Here is a 16076-nt window from a genome sequence, read left to right on the forward strand (position 1 = left end):
GCTGCCGGGACGGCGGCGGGGAGCATGAACCACACCCCGGCCGGATCGGCCCACCGCTGGCGAGGCTCCACTTCTACTCGGGCTGCTCCGGCTTCCCCTCGGACTGCTTTGGCTTCCCCTCGGACTGCTTTGGCTCCTCGGACTGCTCCGACTGCACCGCGCGCTTGTTCTGCTTCAGGTCGCCGAAGGCCTCGCGAACCAGGCGGTTCGCCTCGTCCTGGGCGACACCGGAGGCGACCAGGAGGTCGCTGGCGACGGTACGCACCTGGGCAACCACCACGCTGCCGGAGAAACCCACGCCCTCGGTGTACGCCCGCGCGGCCTCGCTGACCGCGCGCAGCGACCGCTCGCGGGCCCGCTCCGGCTCCTCGCCGACGGCGAACTCGTGCCGGAGCAGCCGCACCGACTCAGCGAGGTGAATCATGGAGGCTGGCATCATGTCGGGGATCGGCTCCGCGTCCTCGACCAGGGTGATGGCACGCCGGGTCAGCGTGGTGGCGTTTCGAATCGCCCGTTCGATCGGGTCGGCCGCCTCCGCATAGTGGGTCAACTCGTCGCGGCGGTGCCAACGCGCGGGGGACAGCGTGGCGGTCTCCTTCGCGCCCTGGATCGCCTCGTCGAACGATGCCACCTCCTCCTTGTGGTCACGGAGCTTCTCCAGCGAGCGTTCTACCTTGTCCCGGTCCCGTTTTCGCAGCCCCTCAGCGGTCGCGTCGAGCTGGTTGGCGAGCAGGTCCAACGCCGGCTGGGCCGCCCGGTTGAGCACCCGTACCGGGTTCAGCGGTAGCAGCAGCGCGGTCACCAGTAGCGCGGCGCTACCGCCGATCAACGCGTCGAGGAACCGCGGTAGCTCCAGGTTGTGCCCGGCCGGGCTGAGCGTGACGATCAGAACAGCCGTCGCCGCCGCCTGGATCAGGATCGCGACGCTCCCGCCGGCGAAGACGGTCAGCAGAATCGCCGAGGTCACCACGAGACAGAGCTGCCACGGCCCGGTGCCCAGCAGAAAGATCAAGAGGTCGCCGACCGCCACCCCGACCGCCACCCCGACGATCAGCTCCATCGTTCGGCGGAAGCGCTGCCCGACCGAGACGGCGAGGGTACCGACCGCCGAGATCGGTGCGAAGACGGGCTGCGGGCTGCCCAGCAGCTCATGCGCCACCAGCCAGGAGATGCCGGCGGCGAGTCCCGCCTGCACGGAGAGCACCAACGTCGCACGGACCCGGGACACCCGTTCCTGGAGGGTCGCCTGACCACGATGGCGCAGCCGCTGCACCGTCGCCGCGATCCGGGCGCCGTCGATGTCCATACCACCGCCATCCCGCGACCGAGTCGCTACACCAGCGAAGGTCGCTCGTCCCGGCCCACGGCGGGTACTACCCACCCCGCGCCCGGTCGAATCCTCTTCCCGGCAGTTCCGGACCGCGCCCGGAACGGACAGACAACGAGGGCGGGTGCGGGGCGGAGCGGAAAGGGCCGACACGAGGGCGGGTGCGGGGCGGAAAGGGCCGGCACGAGGGCGGGCGTGGATCGGGCGCGAGGGCGGGTTGGGGGTCGGGCGGCGCGGGTCGTAGCCTCGGCTCATGGGTCCCCTCCTCGAAGAGCTGCGTGCCGCGCTCGGTGACGACGCGGTGTTGACCGACCCGGACCTACTCCGGACGCACCAGCGGGACGAGGCAGATCTCTGTGCCGCCGGCACACCACTCGTGGTCACCCGCCCCCGGGACACCGCCCAGGTGGCGGCGGTCGTACGCGCCGCGGCGCGGCACGGGGCGCCGGTGGTGCCGCAGGGCGCCCGGACCGGACTGGCGGGCGCGGCGAACGCGGTGGATGGCGCCGTCGTGATCAGCACCTCGGCCCTGACCACCATCCTGGAGATCGATCCGGTCAGCCGAATCGCGGTGGTACAACCGGGAGTGGTCAACGCGGCTCTCGGCACCGCGGTCGCCGAACACGGGCTGTGGTACCCACCGGACCCCGGCTCCTGGGAAACGTCCACCATCGGCGGGAACGTCGCCACCAACGCCGGTGGCATGTGCTGCGTGAAGTACGGCGTGACCACCGAGTACGTGCTCGGCCTCGAGGTGGTGCTCGCCTCCGGCGAGGTGCTGCGCACCGGACGGCGTACCGCGAAGGGGGTGGCCGGGTACGACCTGACCCGCCTCTTCGTCGGCTCCGAGGGCACCCTCGGGGTGCTCACCGAGGTGACCGTCGCGCTACGGCCCGCTCCGGCGGAGTCGCTGACCATGGTGGCGGTCTTCCCGAGCACCACCGCCGCGGGGGCCGCGGTGGCGAAGATCGCCGCCCAGGGTCTCTCCCCCAGCCTGCTGGAACTGCTCGACCAGACGCACCTGCGCGCCATCGAGGCGTACCGGCCGATGGGCCTGCGCCAGGATGCGGCCGCGCTGCTACTGGCCGCCGTTGACACCGGCGCGCGCGCCGCCGACGACCTGGCCGCGCTCACGGCGGTCTGCACGGCGGCCGGCGCGGACGAGGTGTACGCGGCGACTGACGCGGCCGAGGCGGCGGCGCTGCTACAGGCACGACGACTGGCGCACCCGGCGATGGAACGGTTCGCCGCTGACACGTACCCGGCCGGTAACGGCGGCCTGGTCATTGACGACGTGGCGGTGCCGCGCGGATCGTTGGCCGCCATGCTCGACGGGGTGGCGCGGATCGCCGCCGAGTGCGACGTACCAATCGGTGTGGTGGGGCATGCCGGGGACGGCAACCTGCACCCGAACATCGTGGTCGACCGGGCGGACCCGGCGAGCCTCGGCCGGGGACGACGCGCGTTCGACGAGATCATGCGGTTGGGGCTCGAACTGGGAGGCACCTGCACCGGCGAACACGGAGTCGGCCTACTCAAACGCGAATGGCTGGCCGAGGAGGTCGGTCCGGTCGGGATCCGGGTCCACCAGGCGATCAAGGCGGCGCTGGACCCGACGGGCCTGTTCAACCCGGGCAAGGTGCTCTGATCGACCGGCCTGGTCGACCCGGCGAGGTGCGCTGACTCGGCGCCGTGGCTACGCGGAGGGGGCGGCGCGCTCCACCGGATCCCCATCCCCCCGGTCGGCGGCGAAGCCGCGGACATCGGGTGCACCGAGCCGGGCCGTGTCGGCCGTCGCGTCATCCGGCATCAGCTGTGAGTTACGCTCCGCCGCCACCCGCGCCCGATAGTGCGCCACCTCCCGGGCCCGGGTATCGGCGTCCCAGCCCAGCACCGCGCCCATCAGCTCCGCCGTGTGCTCGGCCGACTCCAGGCCACGGTGCGCGGTCTCGATGGAGATCCGGGTCCGCCGGTCCAGCACGTCCTCCAGGTGCAGCGCCCCCTCGGCCCGGGTCGCGTAGGTCACCTCGGCGGCCAGATACTCCGGCGCGCCGGCCAACGGCGCGCCGAGCAACGGTTCGGCGTCGATCAGGGCCAACAACTCCAGGGCGAGGCTGCCGTACCGTTCCAGCAGATGCTCGACCACGCCGACCGGCACCCCGTGCCGGCGGGCCAGGTCCGCCCGGTCCCGCCACATCGCCGAGTAGCCGTCGGCGCCGAGCAACGGCAGGTCGGCCGTGCGCGACCGCCGGGCCGCGCCGAGCCGGCGTGCCGCCCGGTTCACCACGTCCGCGGCCATCACCCGGTACGTCGTGTACTTGCCCCCGGCGACCAGCAGCAGCCCGAGCATCGGCTCGATCACCGCGTGTTCCCGAGACAGTTTGGAGGTGGAGTCCGCCTCGCCGGCCAGCAGCGGTCGCAGACCCGCGTACACGCCTTCGATGTCGGCGGTGGTCAACGGCCGGTCCAGGATGGTGTTGACCTGCGCCAGCAGGTACTCGATGTCCCGGGCGGAGGCCGCGGGGTGGGAGCGGTCCAGCCGCCAGTCGGTGTCGGTGGTACCGATGATCCAGTGCCCGCCCCAGGGGATGACGAAGAGCACGCTGGTGGCGGTCCGCAGGATCAGCCCGGTCTCGCCGGTGATCGCCGATCGGGGCACCACCAGGTGCACGCCTTTCGAGGCCCGGACCCGAATCCGGGGGCGTAGCCCGACGTCATCGAGCATCCGCGACATGTCGTCGCTCCACACCCCGGTCGCCGCGATCACGGTGCGGGCCCGTACCTCGAACTCGGCGTCCGGGGAGTCGGCCGGCGCCTCCAGATCCCGAACCCGAACCCCGGTCACCTCGCGGGCCTGCCGGATCAGACCGACGGCGCGCGCGCTGTTAACCACGGTCGCGCCGAGGCTGGCCGCGGTCCGGGCGAGGGTGACCACCAGCCGCGCGTCGTCGACCTGGCCGTCGTAGTAACGGATCGCGCCGGCCAGCCCCTCCGCCTTGAGGCTCGGGAAGGTCCGGCGGGCCCCCTCGCGGGTCAGGTGCCGGTGCAGCGGCATCCCTCGGCCGCCGCCGAAGACACCGGCGAAGGCGTCATACGCTGCCACGCCCGCGCCGTAGTAGGAGCGGCGCAACGTCCGGGCCGGCAGGTCCCGAAGCCCACCACCGGGCAGCGGCACCAGAAACGGCACCGGGCGGACCAGGTGCGGCGCGAGCCGGGTGGCCAGCAGGCCCCGCTCGGTGAGCGCCTCGTGGACCAGGCCGAACTCGAGCTGTTCGAGGTAGCGTAGGCCGCCGTGGATCAGCTTGCTGGACCGGCTGGAGGTGCCGGCCGCGTAGTCGCGCGCCTCTACGAGGGCGACCTTCAGGCCACGCGAGGCGGCGTCCAGGGCGGCGCCAGCGCCGGTGACCCCGCCGCCAATGATCAGGACATCGAAGTGCTCGACCGCCAGGCGGCGCAGGTCGGCGGTGCGCCGCTGCGGAGAGAGCTGGCTGGCCGTCGCTCGGGACACATTCGGGTCACGCACGCCTCCACGGTAGCCCTCCTCGTCCCGGCCAGGGCAGCAGCGTATTCCGGAACACTCCGTCCCCCACCGACCGACGGTGCTCCGACGACGCACGCCGGTGAATCCGACGAGCTACTGCGGCGAATCCGACGGCAACGTACGGTGTGCCGGTGCAGCCCTGGCCAGCCCACCCTCTCCCGAGCCCGGCCGGCCCACCGCGGAGCAGCCCGGCGCCGGTGGTCGCCGCCGTCCTCCTCGGCCTGTGGATCGTCGGCCTCACCGTGGTCACCCAACTCGGCGGCTGGTTGACCGACCAACTCCTCCTCCTGGTCGGCGTGGACCGGCTGGTCTGGCTCTGGCCGGTGACCACCGTCGCGGTGGTGGTGCTGGCTGGCGTCCCCACCCTGTTGCTCGCCCTGCTGCCCCGCTCCCGGGTGGTTCGCACCGTCGGCCAGCTCTGGCTGGTGGGTCTGCTGGTGTTCGGCGCGCTGAGCCTGCCGCGGGCGCTGCCACCGGTGCAGCACGAGGCGTATCTGGCGACGCTCGCCGGCACAGCGGGGCTGGCCGCCCTGGTCATCCACCGGCTGGTCACCCACCGGATCGCGCCGATCGGCCCGGAAGACGAACCGGACCGGCGTCGACGGCGCGCCCCACGCCCCGCCCCGGTGACGCTGCTCGGGCTCGCGAGCGGGCTGGCCCTGCTGCTGCCGTGGGTCTGGGTCGGTGCGCTCGGCGGGCTGTTGGAGACGCTGCTCGCCGCGCTCGCCGCCGCGGCCGTCGGTGGGCTGGCAGCGGCGCTGTTGCCGGCCGCGTTCTGGTCCCGCCGCAGCACCGACACCCCGCCGCGTCCAGGTCGGCTGGTGCTGGTGGACGGTCTGGTCGCCGGTGTCGTTCTGCTGCTGCTCGGGGCGGGAGTGGGGCAGTCCGGCGCCCAGTTGCCGCTGCTGCTGACGCTGCCGCCGGCCGGGTTCGCGCTGGCGGCCCTGGCCGCCGCCGCCCGGCGGACAGCGACCGGCGTCGGGCCCGCCACCGCCGGATTGGTTGGGCTGAGCGTCTTCGGCCCACTCGCCTGGGCCGACCCGGAGGAGGTCAGCCTGGTGCTGGCCGCCGCCCGGGACGTGCCCTTCTGGGTGGCGGTCGCCGCCGGTGCCGGCGGCACCGTCGCGGTCCTGCTCGCCCTCGGGTACGGGGTGGCGCTCGTCCGACGTCCGGGCGCCCGACCCAGTCGGACGGTGGCCGGGACGGCGGCGGCCACCCTGCTGGTGGCGACCGGGGCGGTAGCCGTCGGGCCAGGGCAGCCCGGGCTGCACGGTGAACGGCTCTTCGTGGTGCTCCGGGAGCAGGCCGACCTGAGCGACGTACCCGCCGCCACCGGGCGGGCCGGTCGCGACCGCCGGGCCGCCGAGGTCTACCGGCGGCTGGTGGAGACCGCCGAGCGGACGCAGGCCGACCTGCGCCGGGAGCTACGCCGGTTCCGGCTGGACCACACGCCCTACTATCTGGTCAACGCGATCGAGGTCGACGGCGGGCCGCTGGCGCGGGCCTGGCTGGCAGACCGTCCCGAGGTAGATCGGGTGCTGGTCAGCCAGCGGGTCCGCCCCCTGCCCGCGCCCGCCCCGATCGCCCGGGGAGACGCCGCACCGCCGCCGGGCGCGGAGTGGAACATCCGGCTGATCCGCGCCGACCGCGTCTGGTCGGAGCTGGGGATCACCGGTACGGGGGTGACCGTGGGCAGCTCCGACTCGGGGGTGGATGGCACCCATCCGGGGCTGGCGGCCGGCTTCCGCGGCGGGGACGACTCGTGGTTCGACCCCTGGAACGCCACCTCGGCCCCGCGGGACCGGGGCGGGCACGGCACCCACACCCTCGGCAGCGCGGTCGGGCGGGAGGGGGCCGGGGTCGCCCCCGGGGCCACCTGGACCGGCTGCGTCAATCTGGACCGTAACCTCGGCAACCCCGCGCTCTATCTGGACTGCCTCCAGTTCATGCTGGCGCCCTTCCCCACCGGCGGGGACCCGTTCCGCGACGGTCGCCCACCCCGCGCGCCGGAGATTCTCACCAATTCATGGGGCTGCCCGGCGCTGGAGGGCTGTGATTCTGCGGCACTCCAGCCGGCCGTTGCCGCCCTGGCCGCCGCGGGGATCCTCGTGGTGGTCGCCGCCGGCAACACCGGGCCCCGCTGCCGCTCGATCGAGGATCCCCCGGCTTTCCACCCGGATGTCCTGACCGTCGGCGCGGTCGACCGGCAGCGACGGGTGGCCGACTTCTCCGCACGCGGCCCGGGGCCCGGCGGCGTCGCCAAGCCGGACCTGGTCGCCCCCGGTACCGATGTGCTCAGCGCGCTTCCGGGTGGCGGGTACGGCGCGCTCAGCGGCACGTCGATGGCGACTCCGCAGGTGGCCGGGGTGGCGGCGCTGATGTGGTCGGCCAATCCGGCGTTGATCGGCGATCTACCTCGGACCCGCCAGATCCTGACCGAGACCGCCACCGCGGTCCGGGTCAGTGGCGACCGGTGCGGCGACGAGGCGCATGTCGCGGGCGCCGGCCTGGTGGACGCGTACGCCGCCGTCCGCGCCGCCCGAGGCTGAACGACGTGCGTAGGCCGAGGTTGCGGACGGCTGGACCGGCTCGTACCGGCCGCCCGGTGGGCGAAGGCGGGTCTCGTGCGCCGGCAGCAGGGAACCTTCTTAACAACAGTGTTCCGGTGGCCTAGGGTCAGCGTCCATGGACCTGAAGATCACCGAGCTGACGCCGGAGCAGCTGCCGACCGTGATCGAGCTGTGCGGCCGGTCCCTGGATCTGCCGGACGACGCCGCCGAGGCGGGGGCCATCGTGGCGACGCTCTGGCCGCGGGCGGTTACCAGCCGCCCCGTCGTCGCGCTGGGCGCCTACCGGGACGCCCGGCTCATCGGCGTACTGCTCGGCTCGCTCGCCGCACCGAGCAACCCGGCCGCGCATGTGGATCTGGTCGCGGTGGAGCCGGCGCACCGGCGGCGGGGGGTGGCGCGGGCGCTGGTGGCGCGCGCCGAGCAACAGTTCGCCGGGCTCGGGGCGAGGGAGGTACGGCTGGCGGGCAACCCGCCGTACTATGCCTGGCCCGGCATTGATGTGCGCTACACGCCGGCGATCTGCGCGGCGGAGGCGCTCGGGTACGCCCGGGACAGTACGGCCTGGAACATGACCGCCGACCTCTCCGGCGCCGAGAGCCCGGCACTACGGACGACGGCACCGGCGGAGCAGCGGCTGGCGGGTCGGGGAGTGACGGTACGGCGGGCGGAGCCGGCGGATCTGCCCGCGCTGACGGCGTTCGTGTCGGAGGCCTTCGACGGCACCTGGGCCGCGGAGGTGGCCGAGTCGATCGGCCGGGACCAGGCCGGCTGCCACCTCGCCGAACGCGACGGCGACCTCCTCGGCTTCGCCGCCTGGGGTTCATCTCGGCCGGGTTGGTTCGGCCCGATGGGCACCGCGCCGGCCGCGGCGGGGTCCGGGATCGGTGGGGTGCTGTTGCGTCGTTGCCTCGCCGATCAACGGGCCGCGGGGATCACGCAGGCGCAGATCGGCTGGGTGGGGCCGGTTCGGTTCTACTCGGGCAGCGCAGGTGCCTGGATCGAACGGGTCTTCTTCGGATACCGGCGGAGCCTCGGGGAGCAATAACCGACGAATCGGATAGGTCATCCGATAGCGTCATTCGCCCCCCACTAGCCGGCAACGGCCCCTACCGTTTCGGTGGAGGAGGCCCACATGACGACGGACGACGAACAGCCCGGGCCGCCGTTGCCCTTTGACCGCCTCGACTTCGGCGACGCCGAGCAGCAGGCGGAGATGGACGGCGCCGACGAACCGCCCGCCGACGAACCGGTGCCGGTCGTGGACGAGCCGGTCCCGGCGCCCCAGCCGTACGACCAGACGCAGAAGCGGCGCAACCAACGGCCGCTGCCAACGTAGCCACGCAGAGGGGCGGACCACTGAACGGCCCGCCCCTCTGGTCTCGCGAAACTGGACTTAGAAGTCCATTTCCCCGCCGCCCGGGCCAGCCGGGGCAGCCGGGGTCTTCTCCGGCTTGTCCGCCACAACAGCCTCGGTGGTGAGGAAGAGCGCCGCGATCGACGACGCGTTCTGCAGCGCCGAACGGGTCACCTTGGCCGGGTCGATGATGCCCGCGGCCATCAGGTCCACGTAGCCACCGGTCGCGGCGTTCAGGCCGTGACCGGCCTCGATGCCACGGACGTGCTCGACGACGACGCCACCCTCGAGGCCGGCGTTGACGGCGATCTGCCGCAGCGGGCCGTCCAGCGCGATCTTGACGATCTGGGCGCCGGTCGCCTCGTCACCGGTCAGGTCGAGCTTGTCGAAGGCGGTCTTGCCGGCCTGCACCAGCGCGACGCCACCACCCGGAACAATGCCCTCCTCGACGGCAGCCTTCGCGTTGCGAACGGCGTCCTCGATGCGGTGCTTGCGCTCCTTCAGCTCGACCTCGGTGGCCGCGCCAACCTTGATCACCGCAACGCCGCCGGCCAGCTTGGCCAGCCGCTCCTGCAGCTTCTCCCGGTCGTAGTCGGAGTCGCTCTTGTCGATCTCGGCCCGGATCTGGTTGACCCGACCCTGGATCTGCTCGGCGTCGCCGGCACCGTCGACGATCGTGGTCTCGTCCTTGGTCACCACGACCTTGCGGGCGCGACCCACCATGTCGAGGCTGACGGCGTCCAGCTTGAGGCCGACCTCCTCGCTGATGACCTGGCCACCGGTGAGGATGGCGATGTCACCGAGCATGGCCTTGCGGCGGTCACCGAAGCCCGGGGCCTTGACGGCGACGGACTTGAAGGTGCCCCGGACCTTGTTGACGACCAGGGTCGCCAGGGCCTCGCCCTCGATGTCCTCGGCGATGATCAGCAGCGGCTTACCCGACTGCATGACCTTCTCCAGGATCGGGAGCAGGTCCTTGACCGAGGAGATCTTGCTGTTGACGATCAGGATGTAGGGGTCGTCAAAGACGGCCTCCATCCGCTCCGGGTCGGTCATGAAGTACGCGGAGATGTAGCCCTTGTCGAAGCGCATACCCTCGGTGAGCTCAAGCTCCAGGCCGAAGGTGTTGCTCTCCTCGACGGTGATGACGCCTTCCTTGCCGACCTTGTCCATCGCTTCGGCGATGATCTCGCCGACGCTGGGGTCACCAGCGGAGATGGAGGCGGTGGAGGCGATCTGCTCCTTGGTCTCGACGTCCTTGGCGAGCTTCAGCAGCTCCTCCGAGACGCTGGCGACCGCGGTCTCGATGCCCCGCTTCAGGGCCATCGGGTTGGCGCCGGCGGCCACGTTACGCAGGCCCTCGCGGACCATGGCCTGGGCCAGGACGGTCGCCGTCGTCGTGCCGTCACCGGCGACGTCGTCGGTCTTCTTCGCGACCTCCTTGACCAGCTCAGCGCCGATCTTCTCGTACGGGTCCTCGAGCTCGATCTCCTTGGCGATGCTCACACCATCGTTGGTGATGGTGGGAGCGCCCCACTTCTTCTCGAGCACGACGTTACGGCCCTTGGGGCCGAGGGTCACCTTCACAGCGTCAGCGAGCTGGTTCATGCCCCGCTCGAGGCCGCGGCGAGCTTCCTCGTCGAACGCGATCATCTTGGCCATACGGCGTTGTCCTCCTGGACACTCACGGGCCACCCGAGAGGGTGTCTCCCGGATGGGCCGCCTGGTTACGCACCTTCAGACATCGCCACCTGGCGACGGCGACGTCCGTCGGCCGGGCCGGATAGCCCGCGACGACCGGCCAACTGCCGCACCCGCGTCCTGCGACGCCGCTGCAACCGTGGCCCTCCCGCCCCGACCATTGGCACTCACGGTATGCGAGTGCCAAGGACCTGTTTAGCACTCCCCCTTGCCGAGTGCAAGCACGATCGCCCAGGGCAGTCGACTTCCACCGCCCGCCGAACGACGCTCACCAGCCCCTCGTACGCCGACCACGCGGCGACAACGGCAACGAGCCCTACCTGCTTCCTCAGGTAGGGCTCGCTCTTCCTCAGGTGGGGCTCGGAGGTGACGGTGCGGCGAGAGCCGGGGCACGAACGAACAGCAGCCGGGGCGCAGCGGGCGGCCGGCGGGCACAGCGGGCAGCCCGGCGGAGCAACGTCACCCAGCCGCACGCCGGCCGGGCGCCAGCCCGAGCCGGTCGGCTGGGTGGTGACAATCGTGGGGACGACCGTTACGCCGGTCGCCCCCGAGGCAGCGCCGGTCGCTCAGGCGACGACGCGCACCCGTTCGGCCTGCGGGCCCTTCTGCCCCTGGGCGATCTCGAACTCCACCCGCTGGCCATCGTCCAGCGCCTTGTAGCCGTCCATCTCGATAGCAGAGAAATGGACGAAGACGTCCTGCCCCCCGTCAACGGCGATGAAGCCGTAGCCCTTTTCGGCGTTGAACCACTTCACGGTGCCCTGTGCCACGGTGCACTTCCTAACTATGCGCGACTCCACTCACCCCGGCCGAGCCGGCACGCCGGCCGGCGGGTGGTACCGGTTCGACGATCGGCGACGGCCGCTGAACCGGTGACCGAAATCGCACGCTACACGAGGCGTGACGACGGCGCACGACCACAAATCGGACATACGGTGAGTGGCTCCCATCGTCGGGCATCGTTGTGATAAATAACCGACATGACGAGCGATCCCGCCCCGGGGCCGGCATCGACCCGGCGGGCGTGGATCCGTCGGGTCCAGCCGGCCGACGCCGCCCGAATGCGGGCGCTGCGGCTGGAGATGCTCGCCGACGCACCGCTGGCCTTCCTGGAGACGCTTGCCGACGCGGCGGCCCGCCCCCACGCCGACTACGCGGCGCGCATCGCGTACACCTCGACGGGCAGCGCCAACGCGCAGTTCGTCGCGGACCCGAGCGGCCGGCTGGTCGGACATGCCGGGGGCGCGGCGACTCCGGACGAACCAGGGCTCACCGTCATCTTCGCCGTCTACATCACCCCATCCTGGCGGGGTGGCGGACTGCTCCCCGACCTGATCGACGCGGTGGCCGGCTGGTCCCGCGCCTGCGGTCGTCCGGAGCTGATGCTGGAGGTCGTGGTCGGTAACGAGCGGGCCTACCGGGCGTACCGTCGGTTGGGGTTCGTCGACACCGGCCGCCGCCTTCCGCACCCGACGATCCCGACCCTCACCGAGCTACAGATGCGCCGCCCGGCCTGAAGGGACGCGGTACGACGCCGAACGGGTCCGGGACACCGACCGGCGGGCCCAGCCAGGGGTGCGTGCGCCCGATAGCGCCCGGACCGCAGTCGCACTGATCTCCAGAAATGTCGTTGGCGTCGATGTCCGGCTAGGCTGAACGCCGCCCGCTCCACGAGCGTCCTTAGTAGGAGGTGACCGTGCCCGGCAATAACCCGGCTACGGAAGATCAGCAGCGACCCCATTCATCCGCAATCGACAATGGTGTGCCACATTCCGCGCGGATCTACGACTACTGGCTCGGGGGTAAGGACAATTTCGCCGCTGACCGGGCCGTCGCCGAGGCCCTGATATCGGCGATCCCGACGGTGCGGTCCATGGCGGCCGAGAACCGTCGATTCGTCCACCGGGTGGCCCGCTATCTGGTCGGGCAGGCCGGCGTACGGCAGTTCCTGGACGTCGGCACCGGCATCCCGACCAGGCCGAACCTGCACGAGGTAGCCCAGGAGATCGCTCCGGAGACCCGAGTGGTCTATGTCGACAACGATCCCATCGTCCTGGCCCACGCCCGAGCCCTGATGATCAGCACTGAGCAGGGGCGCAGCGAGTACATCCACGCCGACCTGCGTGAGCCGGAGTTGATTGTCAACCACCGGAAGCTGCGCGAGGTACTTGATCTCAACCGGCCGGTCGCGTTGACGATTGTCGCGACCCTGATGCTGCTCGAGGACGCCGAGGACCCGTGGCGCAAGATCCGCGTGCTGATGGACGCCCTGCCGTCCGGTAGCTACGTAGCGATCACCCATCCGACCGGCGACTTCAACCCGGAGGCCGTCAAGAAGGCCGTTGACGCTGCCGTTGGCAGCGGCATGACCCTCGTGCCCCGCAGCCGCGACGAGGTGGCCCGATTCTTCGCGGGTTGGGACCTGGTGGAGCCGGGAATCGTCCCGGTGGCGGCCTGGCAGCCCGACGACGGCGCGCCCACCGACCCGCACGCCGCCTACTACTGGGCCGGCATCGCTCGCAAGCCCTAGCCCCTCTTCGCCACCGGAGTCACGCCGGGGACGCCGGGGACGCCGGGCGGACAACACCGCGAAGGAGTCGTCCGCCCGGACCGCCCGCCGGCGCAGATCCGGGACGTGCGGCGGAGCTAGGCTTGCGCGCCCCGGATGCGAGGGTGGGTCCGCTCAGACGTGGCGACGGCTCTGCACGATGCGGAACCGGTTGGCGACGTAGGCACCGTCGGTGAGAGCCGCGTTGGCCGCCGGGTTGGCGCCGCTGCCATGGAAGTCGGAGAAGGCCGCCGACTGGTTCACGAAAACACCTCCGGTCAGGTTCGCCGACAGGTGCACCCCGACCTCGACCGCCGCCACCTCGGCCGCGTCCAGCACCGCGTCCTCAGTCGAGTAGACCGCCGCGGTCAAGGCACCCTGCTCACCCACCGTGGCACGCAGGAGCTCCAGGCTGTGCTCGGTCGAGTCGGTCCCGATCACGAACGAGATCGGGCCAAACCACTCCCGGGTGTAGGTGGCGGTGTCGTCGGCGGTCAGTCGGACGATGGTCGGCGTCCGGACCACCGCGCCGGGGAAGGCCGGGTGGGTGACGGTACGGGACTCCAGCACCGCCTCACCGACCTTGGTCACCTCGTCCAGTCGCTCCAACACCCCGTCGTTGACGATCGCGCCGGTCAACTCCACGCTGCGCGCCGGATCGGCGGTGAGCTTGCCTACCGCCGCCGCGATGCCGGCCGCCACCTCGGCGAAGCTCTTGTGCCCCTGGTCGGTCTCGATGCCGTCCCGGGGAATCATGATGTTCTGCGAGGTGGTGCACATCTGGCCGCTGTAAAGGGTCAGCGTGAATCCCAGGTTGCGGCACATCCCGCCAAAGTCGTCGGTGGAGTCGATGACGACCGCGTTCAGGCCGGCCTTCTCGGTGTAGACCTGCGCCTGCCGGGCGTTGGCCTCCAGCCAGTCGCCGTACTCGGAGGAGCCGGTGAAGTCGACGATCCGTACCGCCGGATGCTGGGCCAGCGTGGAGGCGAGCTTCTCGCCCGGCGCTTCGGGGGCGAGCTGCACCAGGTTCGGGTCGAAGCCGGCCTCGGCGAGCACCTGGCGGGCGTACCGCACCGTGATCGCGAGCGGCAGTACCGCGCGCGGGTGCGGCTTGACGATCACCGGGTTGCCGGTGACCAGCGAGGCGAAGAGCCCCGGGTACGAGTTCCAGGTCGGGAAGGTGTTGCAGCCGATCACCAGCGCGACACCCCGCGGCACCACGTGGAAGGTCTTGGTCATCCGCAGCGGGTCGCCCTTGCCCGCCGCCTTCTCCCAGCCGGCCGTGCCCGGGTGCCGGGTCATCTCCGCGTACGCGTAGGCGAGCGCCTCCAACGCCCGGTCCAACGCGTGCGCACCGCCCGCCTGGAAGGCCATCACGAACGCCTGCCCGCTGGTGAACTGCACCGCGTTGGCCAGCTCGAAGACGTTGCGGTGCAGCCGATCCAGGATCTCCAGGCAGACGCCCACCCGGGCCTGGGGCCCGGCGTCCCGCCACGACGGCAGCGCCGTGGCGGCGGCGGTGGTGAGATGGTCGGCGCTCGCGTGCGGGTAGCCGACGCCCAGGTCAACGCCGAAGGGGCTGACCTCGGTCTGGACCGTGCTCCCGGCGCCGGCCTGGTCAAGGGGGAAGTCACGACCGAGGTATGCCTCGAAGGCCGCCTTGCCGTCGTCGGCGGCGGTCTCGCCGTACACCCGCGGGCTGGGCGACTCGGGGTAGGCGGACCAGTACCCGCGCTGTGAGATGGCGGTCAGCGCCCGGTCGAGGGTCTCGGCGTGCCTGTCGTACAGGGGGTGCGGGGTCTCCGTCATGCCGACATCATGCAACAGATGTCGGCACGATCAGTAGGGCCGCGTCACAGATCAGATGGTCAACTGCCAGTTGGTCCAGCGATCCGCCACCCGGAACCCGAGTTGCTCGTTGATGCTGATCATATGGTCGTTGGCGGCGGCGTTGAAGGTGTTGATGACCCGCACCGCCGGTTCGTGGGACCGCAGGTACCGCAGGTTTTCGAGCTTGACGAGCAGGCCGAGGCGGTGCCCCCGGTGCTCCGGGTCCACGATGGTGATCTGCTGGAGCGCGTGCCAGTCGATGGTGGCCGCCACGTCGAGCATGGTCCAGCCGACGAGCCGGCCGGAAGCCCGGTGGCGTACTCCGGTGTGGTACCGACGCCGGCCGCGCGCGTCCAGCGCGACATCGGTGGCCCGGACCCGCTCGACGTCGTACCGCTCCGGCTCCCACGCCAGGTCCCCCATCGGCGCGTCGGTGACGAGGCGCCCCTCGAGGTAGGCGACGTCGGCCCGATATTCCGCCGGGGTGTGGCCCCGCCAGAACACCAACTGGTAGTCGGTGGCCCGGTCCTGGGCGTCGGCCAGCATGCGGGCCAGCGCCGCGGGGTCGAGTTGGTCGAGGTCCAACCGGCGGCGGACGTCAGCCAGCACGGAGTTCGCCCCGAGCGTACGAGCGAAGGCGGCACCGGCCGCCACCGTGTCCAGGGTCATCGCGGTCAGCCGCTTGCGCCGGTGTTCCCGGGCCAGCTCGACCGCGCGGTCGAACAGTGCCCGCCCGACCCCCCGGCGCCGAACGGCCGGATGCACACTCAGGTCGACGAAGACGTTCTCGGTGTTGTCCAGCTGCGGCAACTCCAGGGTGAGCAGGCCGGCGGCCGCGCCATCGAGGTGGGCCAGCAGGTGCACCGGCGCGTCGCCGGGCATTGGATGCCGCACGGACCCGATGAACCGCTGCGGGCAGAAGAGCGGAAAGTCAGGCAGATCAACAGCGGATGCGGCCGCCTCGATCTGGACCGCCACGTCGATCGCTCGGTCGTCGGCGGGGCCGAAGGGGGTGATGGAGATGCCCATACCCGCAGCCTCCGCCACGAGGCGCTGGCCGGTCCAGTCATTTTTCGACGGCCGGATCTTCGCAACCAGGCAGGAGGCCAGGGCAGCAGCAGCAGAAAATTTGGGGTGGTCGGGAGGGACTCCCACACAACGCCGCTGGCGCTGGGTCGAAAGAACAAGTCTCCGGCGAGAGCCCT

The 16076-nt window shown here is 71.6% G+C and carries 12 protein-coding genes; 6 read left to right on the top strand and 6 right to left on the bottom strand.

The window, feature by feature from the left end; genetic code table 11:
* Positions 1 to 73 precede the first annotated feature (73 nt).
* The gene (locus SALPAC3_RS0112710) at positions 74 to 1306 is read right to left on the bottom strand and encodes an FUSC family protein (RefSeq protein ID WP_018221611.1); all 1233 of its coding nucleotides are present in this window, start codon (positions 1304 to 1306) and stop codon (positions 74 to 76) included.
* 274 nt (positions 1307 to 1580) lie between these two features.
* Between SALPAC3_RS0112710 and SALPAC3_RS0112715 the strand changes: the two genes are divergently transcribed.
* The gene (locus SALPAC3_RS0112715) at positions 1581 to 2975 is read left to right on the top strand and encodes an FAD-binding oxidoreductase (protein ID WP_018221612.1); all 1395 of its coding nucleotides are present in this window, start codon (positions 1581 to 1583) and stop codon (positions 2973 to 2975) included.
* Positions 2976 to 3023: 48 nt separating this feature from the next.
* On the opposite strand, the gene SALPAC3_RS0112720 is transcribed toward SALPAC3_RS0112715, so the two are convergent.
* The gene (locus tag SALPAC3_RS0112720; protein ID WP_018221613.1) at positions 3024 to 4835 is read right to left on the bottom strand and encodes a glycerol-3-phosphate dehydrogenase/oxidase; all 1812 of its coding nucleotides are present in this window, start codon (positions 4833 to 4835) and stop codon (positions 3024 to 3026) included.
* A 230-nt stretch (positions 4836 to 5065) separates the two neighbouring features.
* Between SALPAC3_RS0112720 and SALPAC3_RS0112725 the strand changes: the two genes are divergently transcribed.
* From SALPAC3_RS0112725 to SALPAC3_RS0112735, 3 genes are all read left to right on the top strand, one after another.
* Positions 5066 to 7417, top strand: coding sequence for a S8 family serine peptidase (locus SALPAC3_RS0112725; protein WP_018221614.1), 2352 nt, complete (start codon positions 5066 to 5068; stop codon positions 7415 to 7417).
* A 136-nt stretch (positions 7418 to 7553) separates the two neighbouring features.
* Positions 7554 to 8483 carry a GNAT family N-acetyltransferase gene (locus SALPAC3_RS0112730; protein ID WP_018221615.1) on the top strand — a complete coding sequence of 310 codons (930 nt, stop codon included), beginning with the start codon at positions 7554 to 7556 and terminating at the stop codon, positions 8481 to 8483.
* 87 nt (positions 8484 to 8570) lie between these two features.
* Positions 8571 to 8774: a hypothetical protein gene (locus SALPAC3_RS0112735; RefSeq protein WP_018221616.1), complete on the top strand. Its 204-nt coding sequence runs from the start codon at positions 8571 to 8573 to the stop codon at positions 8772 to 8774.
* Positions 8775 to 8831: 57 nt separating this feature from the next.
* Here the strand turns inward: SALPAC3_RS0112735 and groL are convergent, their stop codons facing one another.
* Positions 8832 to 10454, bottom strand: coding sequence for a chaperonin GroEL (gene groL / locus SALPAC3_RS0112740; RefSeq protein WP_018221617.1), 1623 nt, complete (start codon positions 10452 to 10454; stop codon positions 8832 to 8834).
* Positions 10455 to 11059: 605 nt separating this feature from the next.
* The gene (locus SALPAC3_RS0112745) at positions 11060 to 11263 is read right to left on the bottom strand and encodes a cold-shock protein (protein WP_007073263.1); all 204 of its coding nucleotides are present in this window, start codon (positions 11261 to 11263) and stop codon (positions 11060 to 11062) included.
* A 210-nt stretch (positions 11264 to 11473) separates the two neighbouring features.
* Here SALPAC3_RS0112745 and SALPAC3_RS0112750 point away from each other — a divergent pair, with 210 nt between their 5' ends.
* Positions 11474 to 12010, top strand: coding sequence for a GNAT family N-acetyltransferase (locus tag SALPAC3_RS0112750; protein ID WP_018221618.1), 537 nt, complete (start codon positions 11474 to 11476; stop codon positions 12008 to 12010).
* 233 nt (positions 12011 to 12243) lie between these two features.
* Positions 12244 to 13023 carry an SAM-dependent methyltransferase gene (locus SALPAC3_RS0112755; protein WP_196230337.1) on the top strand — a complete coding sequence of 260 codons (780 nt, stop codon included), beginning with the start codon at positions 12244 to 12246 and terminating at the stop codon, positions 13021 to 13023.
* 153 nt (positions 13024 to 13176) lie between these two features.
* Here the strand turns inward: SALPAC3_RS0112755 and paaN are convergent, their stop codons facing one another.
* Positions 13177 to 14850, bottom strand: a complete 1674-nt coding sequence (gene paaN / locus SALPAC3_RS0112760; protein WP_018221620.1) for a phenylacetic acid degradation protein PaaN — start codon at positions 14848 to 14850, stop codon at positions 13177 to 13179.
* Positions 14851 to 14901: 51 nt separating this feature from the next.
* On the bottom strand, positions 14902 to 15900 hold the full coding sequence (locus SALPAC3_RS0112765; RefSeq protein WP_018221621.1) for a GNAT family N-acetyltransferase: 999 nt from the start codon (positions 15898 to 15900) through the stop codon (positions 14902 to 14904).
* Positions 15901 to 16076: the final 176 nt, after the last annotated feature.

Source organism: Salinispora pacifica DSM 45544 (assembly GCF_000378845.1).
GTDB lineage: Bacteria > Actinomycetota > Actinomycetes > Mycobacteriales > Micromonosporaceae > Micromonospora > Micromonospora pacifica.

Coding starts and splice junctions, on each gene's coding strand:
- SALPAC3_RS0112710 (WP_018221611.1), bottom strand. CDS start 1,306: ATGGACATCGACGGCGCCCGGATCGCGGCGACGGTGCAGCGGCTGCGC.
- SALPAC3_RS0112715 (WP_018221612.1), top strand. CDS start 1,581: ATGGGTCCCCTCCTCGAAGAGCTGCGTGCCGCGCTCGGTGACGACGCG.
- SALPAC3_RS0112730 (WP_018221615.1), top strand. CDS start 7,554: ATGGACCTGAAGATCACCGAGCTGACGCCGGAGCAGCTGCCGACCGTG.
- SALPAC3_RS0112735 (WP_018221616.1), top strand. CDS start 8,571: ATGACGACGGACGACGAACAGCCCGGGCCGCCGTTGCCCTTTGACCGC.
- groL (WP_018221617.1), bottom strand. CDS start 10,454: ATGGCCAAGATGATCGCGTTCGACGAGGAAGCTCGCCGCGGCCTCGAG.
- SALPAC3_RS0112750 (WP_018221618.1), top strand. CDS start 11,474: ATGACGAGCGATCCCGCCCCGGGGCCGGCATCGACCCGGCGGGCGTGG.
- paaN (WP_018221620.1), bottom strand. CDS start 14,850: ATGACGGAGACCCCGCACCCCCTGTACGACAGGCACGCCGAGACCCTC.
- SALPAC3_RS0112765 (WP_018221621.1), bottom strand. CDS start 15,900: ATGGGCATCTCCATCACCCCCTTCGGCCCCGCCGACGACCGAGCGATC.